Here is an 18,591-nt window from a genome sequence, read left to right as displayed (position 1 = left end):
GGGTCGAATCCGGCGCCATGCGCGCCCGCTTCTCTACTCGAAACCCTTATCCACCGGCGTTCGCAGGCTTATCACTCAACGCGAAAACCGGCATCTTCCACACATTTTTTCGTTGTCGGAACGTCACGGACGCCGGCAAAAAAGCCTGTTGTCTATAAGTGTTTCTTTCCAAATGTTTCTAAGACGTGTAATGATACTGATTCGCATTTAACCGAATCGCGATGTCCGGCACATTCAATGACGCCCGTCGCGACAGCGTTCACAGGGCGCGCCGGTCCTTGCCCGCCGGCCTCGCCGCTGCGCTTCGATCTCGGTTCGATCGAACATCGGCACGCGAAAACCCGCTTCGCTGCCGATTCGGATATCACTAACAAGCATCGGGGAAACGACATGTTGAGAAAGACGCCGCTTGCCGCGGCATTGGTAACTATTGTCGCGGCGCCCATGGCCGCGCCGCTGTACGCCCAAACCGCACCGCAAGCCGCACCGCAGAACGCTCCGTCGTCGCAAGTCGCGCAAGCGGCACCGCCCCAAGACGCTTCGGCCGTCACCGCCCCTGAAACCGCTGCCCTGCCGGCCGTCAAAGTAACGGGCCAGGCCGACACGCCGGATTTTCAGCCGGAAATGTCGAGCGTCGGCGCCAAGGTGCCGACTGCGCTGCGCGACATTCCGCAGGACGTCGTCGTGGTGCCGAAGGCGGTGCTGAACTCGCAGGCGGTCAGCTCGTTCTCCGATGCGCTGCGCAACGTGCCGGGCGTCACGCTCGGCGCGGCCGAAGGCGGTCAGATCGGCAACAACATCAATCTGCGCGGGTTCTCGGCGCGCACGGACATTTATCTCGACGGTTTCCGCGATCGCGGCCAGTACTATCGCGACACCTTCAACCTCGAATCGATCGACGTGCTGTACGGCCCGTCGTCGCTGTACTTCGGGCGCGGCTCGACGGGCGGCGTGATCAATCAGGTCAGCAAGCAGCCGAACCTGAAACCGCGCGCCGATGTCTCGCTGCAAGCGGGCACGCATGATCGCTATCGCACGACGGTCGACATCAACCAGCCGATGACGGACACTTCCGCGTTCCGCGTCAACGCGTTCGGCCAGTCGCTCGGCTCGACGCGCGACGAGATGATCAACAAGGACTTCGGCATCGCGCCCGAGGTGAAGTTCGGTATCGGCACGCCGACGCAAGTGACGCTCTCCGCGCTGATCCAGCACAACCGCGATCAGCCCGACTACGGCATTCCGCCGTTGAACGGCCACCCGGCGCCCGTCGACACGAAGACGTTCTACGGCTTCACCGACGACCGCACCATCCAGGACGTGCAGACGGTGAACGCGCGCGTGGAGCATCGCTTCGACAACATGTTCACGCTGCGCAACCAGACACAGTTCAGCCACTACAGCACCGAGGCGCGCGCGACCAATCCCGCGGCCGTGCTGACGGGGCCGCTTGGCACATCGCCCGCGCTCTCGAACGGCAACTACACGACGCTGCCGCTGTCGTCGCTCTTCGTGCGATTGCAGGGCAAGGACCGCAACATCAACGATCACTCGGTCTACAACACGACCGACATCCAGGGCAAGTTCGCGACGGGCTTTCTCAAGCACGACATGCTCGCGGGCGTCGATCTCAGCCACGAAACGTACAGCAACCAGAGCTTCACGGCGACCACGCCGGGCCTGCCGTCGAACACGCTCGCGATCGTGCCGCTCGTCGATCCCGCCTACGTGCCGCGTCCGTCGAACTATCGCGAGGTGGCGACCAATCTCGCGGAGTCGAGCGCGAACGGCATCGGCGTCTATTTGAACGACACGATCTCGATCGGCGAGCACTGGAAGTGGATCGGCGGCGTGCGCTGGGACCGCTACGAAGCAGCCATCAACAACTCGATCAACGCGCCGGGCTATGCGACCCAGACGAACTACTTCACGAGCGTGCGCACCGGCGTCGTGTGGCAGCCGACGGACTGGCAGTCGTACTACGTGTCGTACGGCACGTCGTTCAATCCGTCGCTGGAGGCGCTCACGCTCACCAACGGCCAGCAGAACACGCCGCCGGAACACAACCGCTCGTATGAAATCGGTTCGAAGTGGGATCTGTTGAACGGCGGACTGTCGATCACGCAATCGCTCTTCAACATCGACAAGACCAACGCGCGCACGCTGACATCGACCGGCGAATACACGCTCGACGGCGACGTGCGCGTGCGGGGTTATCAACTGGGCGTTGCGGGCCACATCACGCGTCAATGGCAGATGTTCGGCGGCTACACGTACATGGACGGCACGGTGCAGAAGGCCTTCGACGGCACCACGGGCAACCAGCTCGCCAACACGCCGCATCACATGCTCACGCTGTGGACCACGTATGATTTCACGCCCGCATGGCAGGTGGGCGGCGGGCCGTCGTATGTGTCGTCGCGCTATGCGGCAAACAACAATCTGGTCCAGGTGGGCGGCTACGTGCGCTGGGACGTGATGGCCGCGTATCATCAGAAGCGCTACGATATCCAGTTCAACGTGCAGAACATGTTCGACAAGAAGTACTACGACGCCCTGATTCCGTCCGACGGCGGACGCGCGGTGCCGGGTCTTGGCCGCACGTTCATCGCGACGTTGAATTACCGCTTCCGTTGATGTGAATGCGAGCGCGCCGTGATACGCGGCGCGCGTTCGCGAAGGCAATAACAATGATCCTCTCGATACCGAACGTGCTGAGCCCTGAAGACGCGGCCACGATGCGCGCGCGCCTCGAAGTCAGCGACGCATGGGTCGATGGCCGCGCGACCGCGGGCTATCAGGGCGCGCCGGTCAAGCGCAACATGCAGATTGCGGAAGGCTCGCCGATCGCACTCGAAATGGGCGATGCGATCGTCGGCGCGCTCGAACGCCATCCGCTTTTCATCAGCGCGGTGCTGCCCAATCGCGTTTATCCGCCGCTCTTCAATCGCTATGAAGGCGGCATGCATTTCGGCAGTCATGTCGATGGCGCGATCCGCATCGTGCCCGGCCATGGCGCGCGCGTGCGCACCGATGTGTCCGTCACGCTGTTTCTCACGCCGCCCGACGAGTATGACGGCGGCGAGCTCATCATCGAAGATACCTATGGCGTTCAGGAAGTGAAGCTGCCCGCGGGCCATGCGATCGTCTATCCCGCGACGAGTCTTCATCAGGTGCGGCCCGTCACGCGGGGCGCGCGGGTATCGAGCTTCTTCTGGGCGCAAAGCCTCGTGCGCGACGACGCTCAACGCGCGCTGCTCTTCGATCTCGACAATTCCATTCAACGCCTGAACGCGACCAACGGCGACGAAGCCGCCAAGCGCTCGCTCGTCGGCTGCTATCACAACCTGCTGCGCATGTGGAGCGATACGTGAATCACGCCACGCGCAGCACGTTCGAAGACGTCCGCCCGACCTCCGCGAGCAAGGCTTCGTCGCGCGCGATCACGTCCGGCAGATGCGCGCGCAGAAACTCGACCCACGTGCGCGTCTTCGCATCGACGAACTTGCGCGACGCATAGAGCGCATAGAGATTCGTGCGCTGCAACGTGTGATGCGGCAACACGCGCACGAGCGAGCCATCGCGCAGGCCCTCGATCGCCGCATAGAGCGGCAACATGCCGATGCCCATGCCTTCGCGGATCGCGACCACGAGCGATTCCGCGATGTTCACCTGCACCGTGCCGCTGATCTGCAACGTCTCGCGGCCCTCGGGCCCTTCGAGCGTCCATTCGCGCGCGGGAAACGCGGGCGTCTGCAAGGTGAGGCAATCGTGCTGCGCGAGATCGGCCGATACCTGCGGCGCGCCACGCGAGGCGATATAGCCGGGCGACGCGCACAGAATGCTGAAGGTCGCGCCCAGCTTGTGCGAGATGACTTCCGAGTCCGACAACGCACCCGCCGACACGACGGCCACGTCGCTGCTGCCTTCGAAGAGATCAGGCATGCGCTGCGACAGCGTGAGCTCGACTTTCACATCGGGATACAGCGCGCGATATCGGGCGATGGCAGGCAGGATGTAATGCTGTCCGACGCTCGCGAAGCTGAACATGCGCAGCGTGCCCGACGGATGTTCATGCGCGCAGCTCGCTTCTTCTTCGGCGCCGTCGATGTCCGCGAGAATCTGCCGCACGCGCTTCAGATAGCGCTCGCCCGCCGACGTGAGCGCGAGACGCCGCGTCGAGCGGTTCATGAGGCGCGTGCGCAAATGGTCTTCGAGTTCGGAGACGGCGCGTGACATTGCGCCCGTTGTCGAGTTCATCGACTGTGCGGCAGCCGTAAAGCTGCCGGCTTCGATCACGCGGGTGAAGACCCGCATGTTCTGTAGGGTATCCATCAAACCGTAACAATGACATCGAAGGCGCTATTGTCCGCCTTCGCGCGCGAACGATTGTTGTCGAATCAGGAAAGAATGTTCCCTGATTCCCACATTAATCCGGCAAGGCACCTTGCCTACAATCGGCGCCTTCATGAGCAGGGGCATATCGGCGGACCGCATGTCGTTTCTGGAAGCACGCTTGTCGACGCGCGACTGGTTCGCTACGGATGGACATGTCTGGCTGCATCTCGCGAAGACGCTGCTTGCCGCGTTCATTGCGATGGGCATCGCAATGCGTCTGGAATTGGCGCAGCCGCGCGTCGCGATGACGACTACCTTCGTGTTGATGCAGCCCTTCTCCGGCATGGTGCTCGCAAAGAGCGTCTATCGTTTCGCGGGCACGATGCTCGGCATGCTCGCCGCACTCGTTCTGGGCGCGGTGTTCGTGCAACAGGCGGAACTCTATGCGCTCGCGCTGACGATATGGGCCGCGTCCTGCACCGCGCTCGCGGTGCGCTACCGCCAGTTCCGCTGGTACGGCTTCGTGCTCGCGGGCTATACCGCCGCGCTGATCGGCGTTCCCGCCGTCACCGATCCGAACGGCCTGCTGATCGCGACGCTCACGCGCGGCGCGGAAGTCATGCTCGGCATCGTGTGTTCGAGCGTGGTGAGCGCGCTCGTCTTTCCGCGCCATGCCAGCGCAACGCTCATGCGCTCGCTCGATGCGCGTCACGCGCAGTTCGCTCGATTCGCGGCCGACGTACTGTGCGGCCGTCTCTCGCGCCGCGCGCGAGATCGCCGTTTCGCGGATTTCGTCGATGAGATCGTAGGCTTCGAAGCGACGCGCGGCTTCGCTGCATACGAGTCGCCTACGATGCGCCAGCACAACGGCAAGCTCGCGCGACTGAACAGCGCCTTCATGGATGCGTGCGCGCGCCTGCATGCACTCGATCAGTCGATCAGGCGCCTGCACGCCAACGACGATACGCGATGCGCACACGACGCACTCATGCCCTTCCTCGAAGAACTCGCGCGCCTCTTCGAACGCGCATCGCCGGACGTGCATCTGCAACGCTACAAGACGACGCTGCCGACGCGCCTGCGCGATGCGCAGCGCCGCCTTGCACACACCGACGATGCGACACAACTCGACTTCACGACGTCGGCGGAGCTTTTGTACCGCTTCATCGCCGATACGATCCGTTATGTATCGATCGCAAACGGCGAGCGCCTGAAAGATCGCTCCGCCTCGCGATATGAAGCAAAAACCAACGGCTTCGTACTTGCCGCGACGTTCATGCGCACCGGCATCGTGATCGCCGCGACCGCGTGGTTCTGGATCGTCACGGCGTGGCCGAGCGGCGGCTATGCCGTGATCGGTGCGACGCTGGCCTGCGCATTGTCGTCGGCATCGGCGCGGCCGTCGAAGTTCATCGCGCAGATGGCCGCTGGCGTGGCGCTCGCGATGGTCACGGGCTACGTGTATCTATGTCACGTGTACCCCGCCATCGATGGCTTCCCGCTTCTGTGCGCGATGCTTGCGGCGCCGCTCGCGGCAGGCGCATTTCTCGCGATGCGCGCCGCCACCGCCGGATACGGCATCGGCTTTTGCGTGTTCTTCTGCCTGCTCGCCGCGCCCGACAACCGCATCGTCTACGATCCGGCACTACTGCTCAACAACGGCCTCGCGGTGCTCGTCGCGATGCTCGCGGCGGCCATCGCATGCGCGATCATCGTGCCGCCGCGCACGCCGTGGCTCGTCGGCAAGACGCTCGCGGAGCTGCGTGCGCAGGCCGCGCTCGCGTGCGAAGGCAAGCTCGCGGGGCTCGCCGAGCGCTTTCACTCGGGCACGCACGATCTGATGTCGCAGTTGCGCGGCGTGCTCACGCGGCGCTCGCGCGAGCATCGACATGCGCTCTCATGGATGCTCGTCACGCTCGAAGTCGGGCAAGCGACGATCGACTTGCGGCACGAAGCGCGTGCGCTGCATGCACAGCGTTTTCCCGATGCACTGCGCATCGCGTGGATCACCTCGCTCGCGCGCGTGTTGCGCGATATCGCCGTGCTGTTTCGCACGCCCGACAGCGCGACGCTGCGTCGCGCGATCGGTTCGGTCGCAGCGTCGATCCTGATCGCGCAGAGCATGCTCGAATTCGCGCGCGCCGACCGCGATGCGCGCAACGGCATGCAGCGCGTGCTCGCGTGCCTGCACTTCATCCGCACCGCGCTTGTCGATTCCGATGCGCCTTTCGTTCCATCGCATGAAAAGGTGCCTTCCTGGCGAAGCGATTAATTCACGGCATCGCGCGCCCTATAGTGGAGTCGGTTCAACGTCGGCGCGCTGATTTGCCGCACCGCTACGGCGGGTTGAAACGCTCGTACGTGCATCCGACTAGACCAAGCGCAAAGTGACACGGCATTGGAACAATGTCTTTCAACGTTGCGATTTCAACAGTAAAGCGCGCTACCTATAATCGCCTTCGGTTAAACGAAGCTCTGGAAGATAGACGTCGATGTACGAAGACCGTATTCGCTGTGCCGCATTGCGCGGGAAGATCACCTCGGCCGCCGAAGCGGCCCGACTCGTGCGCGACGGCATGATCGTCGGCGCAAGCGGCTTCACGCGCGCAGGCGACGCGAAGGCCGTGCCGCTCGAAATCGCGCGGCGCGCGCGCGAGGACAATGAACCGTTGCGCATCACGCTCATGACGGGCGCGTCGCTCGGACATGACACCGATCGCATCCTCACCGAAGCCGGCGTGCTCGCGCGCCGCCTGCCGTTTCAGGTCGATACCACGTTGCGCCGCGCGATCAACCGCGGCGAGGTGATGTTCGTCGACCAGCACCTGTCCGAAACGGTCGAGCTGCTGCGCGCGAATCGCCTCGGCAAGCTCGATCTCGCGATCATCGAAGCCGCCGCGATCACGGAGACGGGCGGCATCGTGCCGACGACTTCCGTCGGCAATTCCGCGAGCTTCGCAATTCTTGCCGAACGCGTGATCGTCGAGATCAATCTGGCGCAGCCGGCCGCGCTCGAAGGCCTGCACGACATCTGGATTCCCGAGCGCCGGCCGCAGCGCGAGCCGCTTCCGATCGTAAGCCCGCAGGACAGAATCGGCGCCGCGGCCATCGAGATTCCACTCGACAAGATCGCCGCCATCGTCATCACCGACACGCCCGACAGCGCGTCCACCGTATTGCCCGCCGACGAAGACACCGCTTTGATCGCCGGGCATCTGATCGAGTTCGTCCAGCATGAAGTCTCGCGCGGGCGCTTGCCGAAACAATTGCCGCCATTGCAGGCGGGCATCGGCACGATCGCGAATGCGGTGCTGTCGGGATTCGCGGCGTCGCCGTTCGAAGCATTGACGATCTATTCCGAAGTGCTGCAGGACTCGACCTTCGATCTGCTCGATTCCGGCAAGGCCGCGTTTGCATCGGGCGCGTCGGTCACGCTGTCCGCAGAGCGGCAGAAAAAGGTGTTCGGCGATATCGAACGCTATCGCGAACGGCTCGTGTTGCGGCCGCAGGAAGTGAGCAATCATCCTGAAGTCATCCGGCGTCTCGGTCTCATCGCGATCAACACGGCGCTCGAAGCCGACATCTACGGCAACGTGAATTCGACGCACGTCGGCGGCACGCACATGATGAACGGCATCGGCGGCTCGGGCGATTTCGCGCGCAATGCGGCCTACGCCGTGTTCGCAACGAAATCCGTCGCGAAGGACGGACGCATTTCGAGCATCGTGCCGATGGTGCCCCATTGCGATCACAACGAGCACGATGTCGATATCGTCGTGACCGAGCGCGGGCTTGCCAATCTCACCGGCCTCGCGCCACGCGAACGCGCCATGAGCGTGATCCAGAACTGCGCGCACCCGCTTTATCGCGAGCTGTTGCGCGACTATTACCGCGATGCAGCAGCGCTCGGTGGGCACACGCCGCATCGTCTCGACCAGGCATTTTCGTTTCACTCGCGCTTTGCGGCGAGCGGTTCGATGCTGCGCTGAAGCGTAGTCGCGCACGTTATGCTGCGCCGCGAAAGCGAATGCGGCGCGAGAACGAAGCCGTTACACGGCGTTTAGGCGCACAATGGCGGGAGCCTGCTTGGGCTGGCGAACAGGAGGAGCATCATGACCGCCATCACCTGGGTTCTTGCCGCCGATGGCAGCCGGGCCCGGATCTTCGAGACGCAAGGATTGAAGCTGGACCTGCGGCAAGTCGAGGACCTCCGGAATACGGCTGCGCGCGTGGCGGAAACGGCAGAAAGCGACCGGGAAAAATTCGCGAGGACCGTCGCAGAGTATCTCGAACGAAGCCGCCTGCATCAACGATTCGATCGCCTGCGCCTCGCGGTCGAGCCGAGGTTTCTCGGCTTGTTGCGAAACCATCTGAGCGGCGAAACGCTCAAGCTCGTCTACGAGGAAGTCAATAGCGACGTGTCGGGCACGGACACGCGCGGTATCGGCCGTCATCTGGACCGGCCCTGAACATTGCTCGTGGCACGCCGTTTCCCGCAAAGAAACGGCGCGCCGCGCGTCACGCCGCGGGCATGATGTTCTGATTGCTGCGGAACACGTTGTCCGGATCGTAACGGCGCTTCACTTCAGCAAGCCGCTCGTAGTTCGGGCCATACGCCGCCTTTACACGATCGCCTTCTTCGCCCGTCATGAAATTCACGTAGACGCTGCCGAGTGCGTGCGGCGTCATCGCCGCGAACATGTCGCGCGCCCATTTCGTGCACTTCTCGTCGTCGGCGGCATCGCTCCAGCGCCCGTGAATGTTGATGGTATAGATCGAATCGCGATTCGCGTACGCCGTTGCATCGACGGGAACGCGGTTCGTCTGTCCGCCCATCGCACCGATGAAAACCTCGCATTGCCCCGACGGAAGCGATTTCACCGCATTCGTCAGGATGTCGAACGTTTCATCGTTCAGGCTCGCGAAGTTGTGTGACTTCCAGTAGTTGCGCTCGCCGGGCGTCAGCAGCGGATCGAAGGCCTTCTGCCATGCGGCGAACGGCATGACCCCGAGATGCTCGCCGTAGGGCGTGCCGAAGCTGCGCACGGGCGCGAGCGCCCTTTCACCGTTTTCGACCGGCCCGACATAGCAACTCGCCAGCACGACGACCGGTTTGCCATGCGCGTCTTCGGGCAGGAACGGCAACGGCGGCGCGAGACGCAGCACGGCCCACACGGTCAGGTCGTCGGGGCTCTGCGCCACGAACTCGCGATACTTCGGCAGCACTTGATCCGCCTGTTCGAGCGGATACACGACGAGGCCGCCGTAAATCTGCGGACCGACTTCGTGCAACTGATATTCGAACAGCGTCACGACGCCGAAGTTGCCGCCGCCGCCGCGCAATGCCCAGAAGAGATCGGGATCGCTGTCCGCGCTCACGCGCCGCCATGTGCCGTCCGCCGTGACGATCTCCGCCGCGACGAGATTGTCGACCGTCACGCCGAACTTGCGGCTGATCCAGCCGAAGCCGCCACCGAGCGTGAGACCCGCGACGCCCGTCGTCGAGTTGATGCCGAGCGGCGTCGCGAGACCGAATGCCTGTGCTTCGTGATCGAAGTCGGAGAGCAGCGCGCCCGGCTCGACATACGCGCGTTTCGCTTGCGGATCGATACGCACGGATTTCAGCGCGGAGAGATCGATCATCAAGGCGTCGTCGCTGACTGCGCTGCCCGCGATGTTGTGCGATCCGCCGCGAATCGAGACCAGCAGGCCGTTGTCGCGCGCGAACGAGAGTGCGGCGATCACGTCGGCCGTGCCCGCGCAACGCATGATGAGCGCGGGACGCCTGTCGATCGTTGCATTCCAGACCTTGCGTGCTTCGTCGTAGTCGGCTTCGGCCGGTGAGATGATCCTGCCTCTCACCGACGCCTTCAAGGTATCGATCGCTTCGCCTGAGATGTTGACCATTGTGAGACCTCGCTGCTGAGTAAAGCGCTGCGACGTTTCCGACCCTGCCAGTTGGTACGCGAAAGCGCAAGAAACCCGCCATCGGATCGCGCGTGGCGTGTCGATCGGTTGCACACCGGTGACCACGAGAACGGGAATGGATCGCGGCAAGCGCACGCTTCGACCGCTCGTTGATTTAATGCCTCGGGTTACGCAATGTAAAGTGCCCGACCAGTGAATTCATGCATGCGATCTAGCATGTATCGGACAAAGTTGCCGATCAGATCGAAGAGCGAATGCAGCGCTTCATTCGTTTTATGTGTATTCCTTATTTAAGGATATTTTTAAGGAAGCCACGGTTTAACAGCCCAAAAAAAACGCGCCGACGAATCGGCGCGTTTTCGCTCATCCATTACGTGTCGATCAGTTCGAATCGTACTTCGGCGAGCGCGGGCCATACAGCATGCCGTTCGTTCCGCCCGTTGCCAGCAGGCGCTGGCTGGTCAGTCCCGCGACGCTCCATGCCTTGTCGGTGGTGACATTGACGACGTGCTTGACGGCGTTCTGCACGAGCGCGCCGACGAGGCCCGAGCCTACGCTGAAGTCGCCGCCGACCTCGCTGCCGTTCGCCGTCGCCGAGCCGCTCCAGAGCAGGTCGCCCGAGCGCAGATCGACCAGTTTGGCTTGCGCCGCGACCACGGTCCTGTTCGCGATGACCCGATAGGACGAGCCGTAATCGGTGATCTTCGTGTACAACGCCGCGTCCGCGCCGAAGATACTGCGCAACTTCTCGGGCGCGACATTCTGAATGTCGTTGGCAGTCGTCAGGCCGTTGCGCCTGAAGGTTTCCTCCATTTCGGCGACCGGCACCACGTAGTAACCGCCTTCGGCGAGCGGCATCGTCATCTGGGACAACATGCCGTATGTCGCGTTGACGTCGTTCGTATCGTTGAGCGGCGGCAGAACGAGAACCGAGCGCGGCTTGTTGCTGCGAAATGCCGCGTGGTCGGTCTGGCTCGGAGAATGTGAAGCGCACGCGGACAGCATCAGCAATACCGATACGACCGCGACGAGTTTGCGGGAAATAAGGAAGGTCATAGTGGGCGCTTACTGAAGTTTGCTCAACAGGAAATCCATGTACGCGGAGGATTCGGGGAAGCGTTCCTTTTCTTCCGTCAATTGCTGGCGAGCCTCGGCGCCTTTGCCGACGCTCGCGTACAGCATGCCCAGGTGGGCGCGAAAGCCGGGCGGCAACGCTTTGTTCTGCGCCAGGGTTTTCTCGCGCGAAGCCTCGAGCGCCGCGATCTGTTCGGCCGCGCCCTTTTGCCCCTTGAAGTATTCGTAGACTTGAGGCTGATAGCCGTCCCATTGATAGAGCGGCGCGGTCTGCGTTGCGCACCCCGTCAGCAGCGCGCACGCCGCCGCGACCGGCAGCGCGAGCGCGGTCAGTTTGTTGTTCTTCGAGATCATGTTCTTCGGATATGAGTGAGGAGATTACTTCGCGGTTTGCAGCGCGCCCGCATCGACTTGCTCGGCCAGACGATTGACCGCCTCGCCGATGGCGAGATCGAGCACCTTGCCGCTCAGCGTGGAGTCGTAACTCGAGGTTCCGCCGAAGCCGATCACTTCACGGGTCGACAGGCTGTACTCGCCCGCGCCCTGGCTCGACGTCACCACCTCGGAGGTGGCCGTATCGACGATATTCAGACTGACCTTCGCATAGGCCACCTGCGTTTTTCCTTGTCCGAGAAGACCGAACAACTCGCGATCGCCGACTTCCTTGCGGCCGAACTCCGTCACGTTGCCGGTGATGACATAGTTCGCGCCCCGGATCGACTGGGCCTTGTTTGCGAAGCCGGCTTCCAGTTTCGTTTCGGCGAGATTGTCGCGATCCAGCACGGCAAAGCGGCGGCTGCGCTGCAAGGAAGTGACGAGAATGGTCTTCGCCTGACCCCCGAGGCGATCGACGCCGTCCGAGAACACGCCGCGCATGTAGCTCGATTGATTGTCGAACTTGCCGATGGACACCGGAACGGCTTTGCCTGCGAAAGGCTTCTGGGCGCTCGCCAGTTCGGGTACCGCCAGCGTGCGCGACGCTTCGTTCGCGCATCCGCCCAATATCGCCGCAACGGACGCGATGACGATCGTCAATTGTCCTTTTGTGAAATTCATTAATTGCCTTTTCAACGTCGGAAATCGAAATCGCCTGTCTTTGATCAGGCGATTTCAAAAACCGGTGATTATTTGGCAATTCCGGACATTCGAAAAGAAAGAGAATTCCTAAAACTGAGCGGCGATGGCGGCGATGGCGGCGATTGCGCCGCCATCGCCGTCGTGCCTGCCATGGGTCAGGCCCGCTCCAGCACCGCCATCTCCCGCACCACCACCAGCAACATCGAAAGACTCGCCCCGCCGCTCGCGCGCAGTTCCGCCAGCAGCCGCGTATAGCGATCCAGCGCGTCCTGCCGCTTCGCACGCCAGCTCTCGACGATCACATCGGGCGCATCGATGCCGCGCGATTGTTCGAGCGCGCTCACGGTCAGCGCGCGCTTCAGGCGCGCGAGCTCTTCCAGCGCCGCCGCGCGCGCGAGCAGGTCCCAGTGCGTCGCGATCGGCAACGCCATCGCCCGTTCGGCGATGCCGCGATAGTCGAGCAGCGTGCCGATGCCGAAGTACACGCTCGCGACGAGTTCGAGACTGCGCTCCGAGCACGCCGCCACTTCGGCGCTGTCGAGCACCGCCGTCGCGATCTCGCCGCTCGCCACGCGCGCCGCGAGGCTGCTCTCGACGCCCGCATCTTCCAGTTCGCGCCGGCGCGCATACCACGCGTCGAGCTGCGGCGCGGGCAGGAGCGCGGGCAGTTGCGGCGCGAGCCGCTGCGCCGCCTCCCGGCAGCGCGCGAGCAGGCCTCGCGCTTCGTGGGCGCCCGACCCGTTGTGCTTCAGATGCCGCAGGAACCAGAGCGACGTATCGTCGAGCAGACGCACGAGATCCACGAACATGCGTGCCTGCACTTCGTCCGCGACGATATTGTCGAGCCCGTCGATGCTGCGCCACAGATCGTCGAGATCGAATACGTCACGCACCATCAATGCCGCGCGCACGATATCGCTCGGGCACGCATCGGTCTCCTCCATCAGCCGATGCACGAACGTGCAGCCCACGCGATTGACGAGCGCATTGGTCAGATGCGTCGCGAGGATTTCGCGCTTCAACGGATGGCGCTGCATCGTCTCGCTATAGCGCTGCTGCAGGGGCTTCGGGAAATAATCGGGCAGCATGTCCGCGACGAGCGCGTCTTCCGGCACGCTCGATTCGAGCAGTTCGTCGTAGAGCCACATCTTTCCGTATGCGAGCAGCACCGCGCGCTCGGGCGATGTCAGTCCCGACTTCGCCGCAGCGCGCTCGGCGATTTCGTCATCCGAAGGCAGGAACTCGATCCTGCGCTTCAGGCGGCCCGCGCGTTCGAGGAAGCGCATCATGCGCGCCTCGGCATCGAGCGTCTCGGCTTCGTGACGCTTCGCGATCGAGAGCGCCTGCGTCTGCGCGTAGTTGTCCTTCAGCACGAGCAGGCCGACTTCATCGGTCATCTCGGCGAGCAGCGCGTTGCGTTGCTTCTCGGTCATCTCGCCATCCGCGACGACGAGGCCGAGCAGGATCTTGATGTTGACCTCGTGATCCGAGCAATCGACGCCGGCGGAATTGTCGATCGCATCCGTGTTGATGCGCCCGCCGCGCTGCGCGAATTCGATGCGCCCCAGTTGCGTGAGTCCGAGATTGCCGCCTTCCGCGACGACCTTCACGCGCAGCTCCGCGCCGTTCACGCGCACGGCGTCATTGGTGCGGTCGCCGACTTGCTGATGCGTCTCCGCGCTCGATTTCACATACGTGCCCACGCCGCCGTTGTAGAGCAGATCCGCTTCGGCAAGCAGGATCGCGCGGATGAGTTCGTTCGGCGCGAGCACCGATGCGCTGATGCCGAGCGCCGCCTGCACTTGCGGCGAGATCGGAATCGACTTCGCCGTGCGCGGATAGACGCCGCCGCCCGTCGAGATCAGCGCGGCATCGTAATCGGCCCAACTGGAACGCGGCAGCGCGAAAAGACGCGCGCGCTCCTCGAAGCTCGTCGCCGCATCGGGCGTCGGATCGAGAAACACATGCCGATGATCGAACGCCGCGATCAATCTGATATGACGCGACAGCAGCATGCCGTTGCCGAACACGTCGCCGGACATGTCGCCGACGCCGACCACGGTGAAATCCGTCGACTGGGTATCGAAGTTCATCTCGCGGAAATGGCGCTTCACCGATTCCCACGCGCCGCGCGCGGTGATGCCCATTTTCTTGTGGTCGTAACCGACCGAGCCGCCGGACGCGAACGCGTCGTCGAGCCAGAAGCCGTATTCTCGCGCGATCGCGTTCGCGTAGTCCGAGAACGTCGCCGTGCCCTTGTCCGCGGCGACGACGAGATACGGATCGTCGGGATCGTGGCGCACGACGTCCGGCGGCGGCACGACGCCATCGGGCGTGCGGTTGTCGGTCACATCGAGCAGGCCGCGCAGGAACATCTGATAGCACGCGACGCCCTCGTTCAGAAACGCTTCGCGGTCCGTCGCGGGCGGCGGATTCTTCACGACGAAGCCGCCTTTCGATCCGACCGGCACGATCACCGTGTTCTTCACCATCTGCGCTTTCATGAGGCCCAGCACTTCTGTGCGGAAGTCCTCACGCCTGTCCGACCAGCGCAGCCCGCCACGCGCGACGCGTCCGCCGCGCAGATGCACGCCCTCGACGCGCGGCGCATAGACCCAGATCTCGAACATCGGCTTGGGCTCGGGCAGGCCCGGCACCTTCGACGGATCGAGCTTGAACGACACATACGGACGCGGCTGGCCGTTCGAATCGCGATGGAAGTGGTTCGTGCGCACCGTCGCCGTGATGACGCCGAGGAACTGACGCAGGATGCGGTCTTCATCGAGGTTCGGCACCTGGTCGAGCGCCGCCTCGATATCGGCGAGCACGCGTTGCGCGGCCTTGTCGCGATCCTCGGCCGACCCGCCGCGCGCAGGATCGAAACGCACCATGAAAAGTTGCAGCAGCTTCTTCGCGATCAACGGATTGCCGATCAGCGCGCGCTCGATATACGCATCGCTGAAAGTCGAGCCGACTTGCCGCAGATACTTCGCATACGCCCGCATGATGGTCACGTCGCGCGCGCCGAACTGCGCGCGCAGCACGAGACGGTTGTAGTCGTCGTTCTCGATCTCGCCCGACCACACACTCGCGAACGCGTTTTCGAAGAGCGGCTTCACACGGTCGATATCGAACTCGACGTCGTCCTGCAATTCGAGCCCGAAATCGTGGACCCATGCGTGGGGCGCACCGGTCGGCTCGATCAGATACGGACGCTCTTCATCGACACGCACGCCGAGATGTTCGAGCATCGGCAGGCTGTGCGACAGCGCGATCGGGTCGCCTACGCGATAGACCTTGAAACGGAATGCGCGGCGCCCGGCTTCGATCGGCCGGTACAGACTCATCGACAAGCCGCCGGGCCGCGTGTGCGTCGCCTCGATCAGTTCGATGTCGCGCACCGCCGTGCGCGCCGGATAGTCCTCGCGATAACCGGCGGGAAACGAATCGGCATAGCGCTGCAACAGACGATTGCCCGCCTCCTCGCCGTGACTGTCGATGAGCGCATCGGCGAGATCGTCCTGCCAGCGGCGCGCGACCTGCACGATGCGTGCTTCGAGTTCGCGCGTATCGACTTCCGGCATCGCGCCCCGGTCGGCGCGCACGACGATATGAATCCGCGCGAGCGGCGATTCGGACAGAAGCGGCGTGAACTCGATGCTCTTGCCATTGAACGCCTCCAGCAGCACTTTGCTGATGCGGCGGCGCAAGTCGGTGTTGAACTTGTCGCGCGGCACGAAGACGAGGCACGACACGAAACGGTCGAAGCGGTCGCGCCGCACGAATAGGCGCGTGCGCTGATGTTCCTGCAAACGCAGCACGCCGATCGCGATATCGAAGAGCACGTCTTCATCGGCCTGGAAAAGCTCGTCGCGCGGATACTGCTCCAGCACGGAAATGAGCGACTTCGCCAGATGACCTTTCTCGAGGAAGCCCGCGCGCCGCACGATGTTCGCGCATTTGCGGCGCACGATCGGGATTTCGGACGTCGGCACGAGATACGCGGTCGACGTATACAAACCGAGAAACCGCCGCTCGCCGGTCACCTTGCCATCGGGCGACGTGCGCTTCACGCCGACATAGTCGAGATAGCCCGGGCGATGCACCGTCGCGCGCGAATTGGCCTTTGTCAGAAAGATCGGCGCCGCGCCTTCGATGATCGCGGCCGCGCCCGGCGGCAGCGGCGTCACGTCGCCCGCCGAAGGCTCGCGCAAGGTCTCGCGCAGTATGCCCAGGCCGGAGCCCGCCACGCCGCGCAACGCGGGACCGCCTTCGTGCTCGACAAGCTCGTAATCGCGGCAGCCGAGGAAGGTGAAATGATCCGCGACCATCCATTCGAGGAATGCGCGGGACTCGATGCCGTCCGGCGTCGTGTCGCGCATCTTCAGATCGCCGATCGCGACGCGCGCCGCATCGACCACCTTCGGCCAGTCCTCGACCGCCGCGCGCACATCGCCCAGCACGCGCGCGATGTTGTCGCGCACTTCCTCGAGACGCTCGCCGTCGCCGCAGCGGTCCACTTCGAAATGGATGAACGATTCGAGCTCGGAATTGCCATCGCCCGCTTCGGCGTGGCCCTGGCCGATGCGCTCGATATCGCCCGCATGCGCGCCCTTGCCGGAGCGCCAGACGCGAAACACCGGATGAATCGCCGAATGCAGCGCGAGACCGAGGCGGTTGAGCTCCATCGTCACCGAGTCGACGAGAAACGGCATGTCGTCGTTGACGATCTCGACGACCGTGTGGTCCGAGTGCCAGCCGTGCTGTTCCAGATTCGGGTTGTAGACGCGCAGCACCTCGCGCCCGGGCACGAACTTCTGCGCCGTCTGCCAGTGCGCCATCGCCGCGCCGTAGAGATCGGCGACGTCGCGGCTCGCGATATCCTCGACATCGACCTGCTCGTAGTAATAGCGAAGCAGCGGCTCGATGACCTTGAAGGACGACTCCGGCAATCGTCCTCGCGCGAAGTCCAGAAGATCGTTGATGAGCTGTTCGACCCGCGCTTCGTTCTTGACCAGCATGGTGTCCTCCCGAGGCTTTCGGTTGCGATGCGGTTGCGGCACGCTCTTCGAATCAATCAAGGAGATTATGCGCCGCCCGGCGCCTTTGGCCCCGGGTCGGGCATGTGCGGTTGCACAAAGACGGTGCGCGCATGGCCGTACCTTAGCCGCGCCGCATGATCTTTGCGCGACAGCGGCTTTCGGCTATCGTCGATAGCGGCGCATCAGCCGACGGAGGAATCGCCATGCAGGTCACGAGGCAAGAGACAGCACAGCAAACGGTCGTCACGGTGCGGCCGCAGGAAAAGCTCGCGACGGTTCAGCATCTGCCTTATTTCATCGGATTGTCGGCGGCGACGGCCGGCACGCGCGGCCTCGCGATGCATCTCGTCGTCGTACCGCCGGGCGGCCGTGGCGAGCCGCATGTCCACGTGGGCTACGAGACGGGCATCTACATACTGGAAGGACGCATCGAGACGCGCTATGGGCCGGGACTGGCGGAATCGGTCATCAACGAGCCGGGCGACTTCGTGTTCATTCCGCCGGGCGTGCCGCATCAGCCGGTCAATCTGAGTGCGACCGAGCCTGCTCGCGCCGTGATCGCCCGCAACGATGCCAGCGAGGCGGATCGCGTCGTGCCCTACGATCCGCGGGAAGCGCAGGCGTCCTAGTAGCCGGACGCGCCCAGTCCCGGAAGATCGACGTAGCCGCTGTCGGCGAAGCGCGCGCCGCCGAACGCGCCGCCCGCGAGCTTGCCGCGCACCGCATACGAAACCTTGCTGACCGTGTCGCCGTTCGCGAAGCCGAACGCCTGGCGCGCGACCGAAAACGCCGAAACGGTCACCGGCACAGACACGATCGTCTCGCCGAAACGCGGCACCGTTCCGCGCTGATCGCTCACGCCGCTCGCGAACGCGCGGCCGTTGAGGTCGAGATCGAGCGCGACGCCGTCGAAGTCGATCGGCGCATCGTTCGGGTTCTGCACGCGCAGCTTCACGGCGAAGCGCATTTCGAGTCCCTGGCCTTCGAGCGGCTCGATGCCCGCGACGGAGACGCGCATCGCGTCGCGGTTGAAAAAGCCCGCGCAGCCGTCGAGCGCGAGCATCGCGATCAACGCAACGAAGAAGAGAAAGAAGCGATTGCGCGTGTATTTCGATTGCATGGGAATGTGACT

Annotated in this window: 13 protein-coding genes; 6 read left to right on the top strand and 7 right to left on the bottom strand. The window is 63.7% G+C overall.

Annotation, left to right across the window (positions count from 1 at the left end):
* The first annotated feature begins 390 nt into the window (after positions 1 to 390).
* Both NCS58_RS16075 and NCS58_RS16070 read left to right on the top strand, forming a co-directional pair.
* On the top strand, positions 391 to 2,637 hold the full coding sequence (locus NCS58_RS16075; protein ID WP_061116120.1) for a TonB-dependent siderophore receptor: 2,247 nt from the start codon (positions 391 to 393) through the stop codon (positions 2,635 to 2,637).
* A 53-nt stretch (positions 2,638 to 2,690) separates the two neighbouring features.
* Entirely contained in the window at positions 2,691 to 3,374 is a 684-nt protein-coding gene (locus tag NCS58_RS16070) for a Fe2+-dependent dioxygenase (protein ID WP_061115997.1), read from the top strand.
* Between the two features lies 1 nt (position 3,375).
* Here NCS58_RS16070 and NCS58_RS16065 read toward each other — a convergent pair whose 3' ends face one another.
* Complete coding sequence (locus tag NCS58_RS16065) at positions 3,376 to 4,335, bottom strand: LysR family transcriptional regulator (protein WP_061115998.1); 960 nt, start codon at positions 4,333 to 4,335, stop codon at positions 3,376 to 3,378.
* Between the two features lie 133 nt (positions 4,336 to 4,468).
* On the opposite strand from NCS58_RS16065, the gene NCS58_RS16060 reads away from it, so the two are divergent.
* The 3 genes from NCS58_RS16060 (at position 4,469) to NCS58_RS16050 (ending at position 8,807) form a co-directional block, all read left to right on the top strand.
* Entirely contained in the window at positions 4,469 to 6,610 is a 2,142-nt protein-coding gene (locus NCS58_RS16060; protein ID WP_250477343.1) for an FUSC family protein, read from the top strand.
* Between the two features lie 220 nt (positions 6,611 to 6,830).
* Positions 6,831 to 8,327 carry an acetyl-CoA hydrolase/transferase family protein gene (locus NCS58_RS16055; RefSeq protein ID WP_061116000.1) on the top strand — a complete coding sequence of 499 codons (1,497 nt, stop codon included), beginning with the start codon at positions 6,831 to 6,833 and terminating at the stop codon, positions 8,325 to 8,327.
* Between the two features lie 123 nt (positions 8,328 to 8,450).
* Complete coding sequence (locus NCS58_RS16050; RefSeq protein ID WP_061116001.1) at positions 8,451 to 8,807, top strand: host attachment protein; 357 nt, start codon at positions 8,451 to 8,453, stop codon at positions 8,805 to 8,807.
* 49 nt (positions 8,808 to 8,856) lie between these two features.
* Here NCS58_RS16050 and NCS58_RS16045 read toward each other — a convergent pair whose 3' ends face one another.
* The 5 genes from NCS58_RS16045 to NCS58_RS16025 all read right to left on the bottom strand — a co-directional run bounded on the left by NCS58_RS16045 (position 8,857) and on the right by NCS58_RS16025 (position 17,438).
* Positions 8,857 to 10,245, bottom strand: coding sequence for an FAD-binding oxidoreductase (locus tag NCS58_RS16045; protein ID WP_061116002.1), 1,389 nt, complete (start codon positions 10,243 to 10,245; stop codon positions 8,857 to 8,859).
* A gap of 402 nt (positions 10,246 to 10,647) precedes the next feature.
* On the bottom strand, positions 10,648 to 11,322 hold the full coding sequence (locus NCS58_RS16040) for a DUF799 domain-containing protein (protein ID WP_061116003.1): 675 nt from the start codon (positions 11,320 to 11,322) through the stop codon (positions 10,648 to 10,650).
* A gap of 9 nt (positions 11,323 to 11,331) precedes the next feature.
* Positions 11,332 to 11,694: a DUF4810 domain-containing protein gene (locus NCS58_RS16035; RefSeq protein WP_061116004.1), complete on the bottom strand. Its 363-nt coding sequence runs from the start codon at positions 11,692 to 11,694 to the stop codon at positions 11,332 to 11,334.
* 24 nt (positions 11,695 to 11,718) lie between these two features.
* Positions 11,719 to 12,396 (bottom strand): CsgG/HfaB family protein, encoded by a 678-nt coding sequence (locus NCS58_RS16030; RefSeq protein WP_061116005.1) that lies wholly within the window; start codon positions 12,394 to 12,396, stop codon positions 11,719 to 11,721.
* A gap of 176 nt (positions 12,397 to 12,572) precedes the next feature.
* A complete protein-coding gene (locus NCS58_RS16025; protein ID WP_250538641.1) occupies positions 12,573 to 17,438 on the bottom strand; it encodes an NAD-glutamate dehydrogenase in 4,866 nt (1,621 codons plus the stop codon).
* 224 nt (positions 17,439 to 17,662) lie between these two features.
* Here NCS58_RS16025 and NCS58_RS16020 point away from each other — a divergent pair, with 224 nt between their 5' ends.
* A complete protein-coding gene (locus NCS58_RS16020; RefSeq protein ID WP_061116007.1) occupies positions 17,663 to 18,088 on the top strand; it encodes a cupin domain-containing protein in 426 nt (141 codons plus the stop codon).
* On the opposite strand, the gene NCS58_RS16015 is transcribed toward NCS58_RS16020, so the two are convergent.
* Complete coding sequence (locus tag NCS58_RS16015; RefSeq protein ID WP_061116008.1) at positions 18,085 to 18,579, bottom strand: LEA type 2 family protein; 495 nt, start codon at positions 18,577 to 18,579, stop codon at positions 18,085 to 18,087. The genes NCS58_RS16020 and NCS58_RS16015 overlap by 4 nt on opposite strands.
* Positions 18,580 to 18,591 lie beyond the last annotated feature (12 nt).

The organism is Caballeronia sp. INML3B, assembly GCF_023631305.1.
GTDB lineage: Bacteria > Pseudomonadota > Gammaproteobacteria > Burkholderiales > Burkholderiaceae > Caballeronia > Caballeronia turbans.
This window is presented reverse-complemented; position numbering and strand designations above follow the sequence as displayed.

Bases quoted from the DNA above. Each gene is read 5' to 3' on its own strand.
- NCS58_RS16070 (WP_061115997.1), top strand. From the start codon at position 2,691: ATGATCCTCTCGATACCGAACGTGCTGAGCCCTGAAGACGCGGCCACG.
- NCS58_RS16065 (WP_061115998.1), bottom strand. From the start codon at position 4,335: ATGGATACCCTACAGAACATGCGGGTCTTCACCCGCGTGATCGAAGCC.
- NCS58_RS16020 (WP_061116007.1), top strand. From the start codon at position 17,663: ATGCAGGTCACGAGGCAAGAGACAGCACAGCAAACGGTCGTCACGGTG.
- NCS58_RS16050 (WP_061116001.1), top strand. From the start codon at position 8,451: ATGACCGCCATCACCTGGGTTCTTGCCGCCGATGGCAGCCGGGCCCGG.
- NCS58_RS16055 (WP_061116000.1), top strand. From the start codon at position 6,831: ATGTACGAAGACCGTATTCGCTGTGCCGCATTGCGCGGGAAGATCACC.
- NCS58_RS16075 (WP_061116120.1), top strand. From the start codon at position 391: ATGTTGAGAAAGACGCCGCTTGCCGCGGCATTGGTAACTATTGTCGCG.
- NCS58_RS16035 (WP_061116004.1), bottom strand. From the start codon at position 11,694: ATGATCTCGAAGAACAACAAACTGACCGCGCTCGCGCTGCCGGTCGCG.
- NCS58_RS16045 (WP_061116002.1), bottom strand. From the start codon at position 10,245: ATGGTCAACATCTCAGGCGAAGCGATCGATACCTTGAAGGCGTCGGTG.
- NCS58_RS16030 (WP_061116005.1), bottom strand. From the start codon at position 12,396: ATGAATTTCACAAAAGGACAATTGACGATCGTCATCGCGTCCGTTGCG.
- NCS58_RS16060 (WP_250477343.1), top strand. From the start codon at position 4,469: ATGAGCAGGGGCATATCGGCGGACCGCATGTCGTTTCTGGAAGCACGC.
- NCS58_RS16025 (WP_250538641.1), bottom strand. From the start codon at position 17,438: ATGCTGGTCAAGAACGAAGCGCGGGTCGAACAGCTCATCAACGATCTT.
- NCS58_RS16015 (WP_061116008.1), bottom strand. From the start codon at position 18,579: ATGCAATCGAAATACACGCGCAATCGCTTCTTTCTCTTCTTCGTTGCG.
- NCS58_RS16040 (WP_061116003.1), bottom strand. From the start codon at position 11,322: ATGACCTTCCTTATTTCCCGCAAACTCGTCGCGGTCGTATCGGTATTG.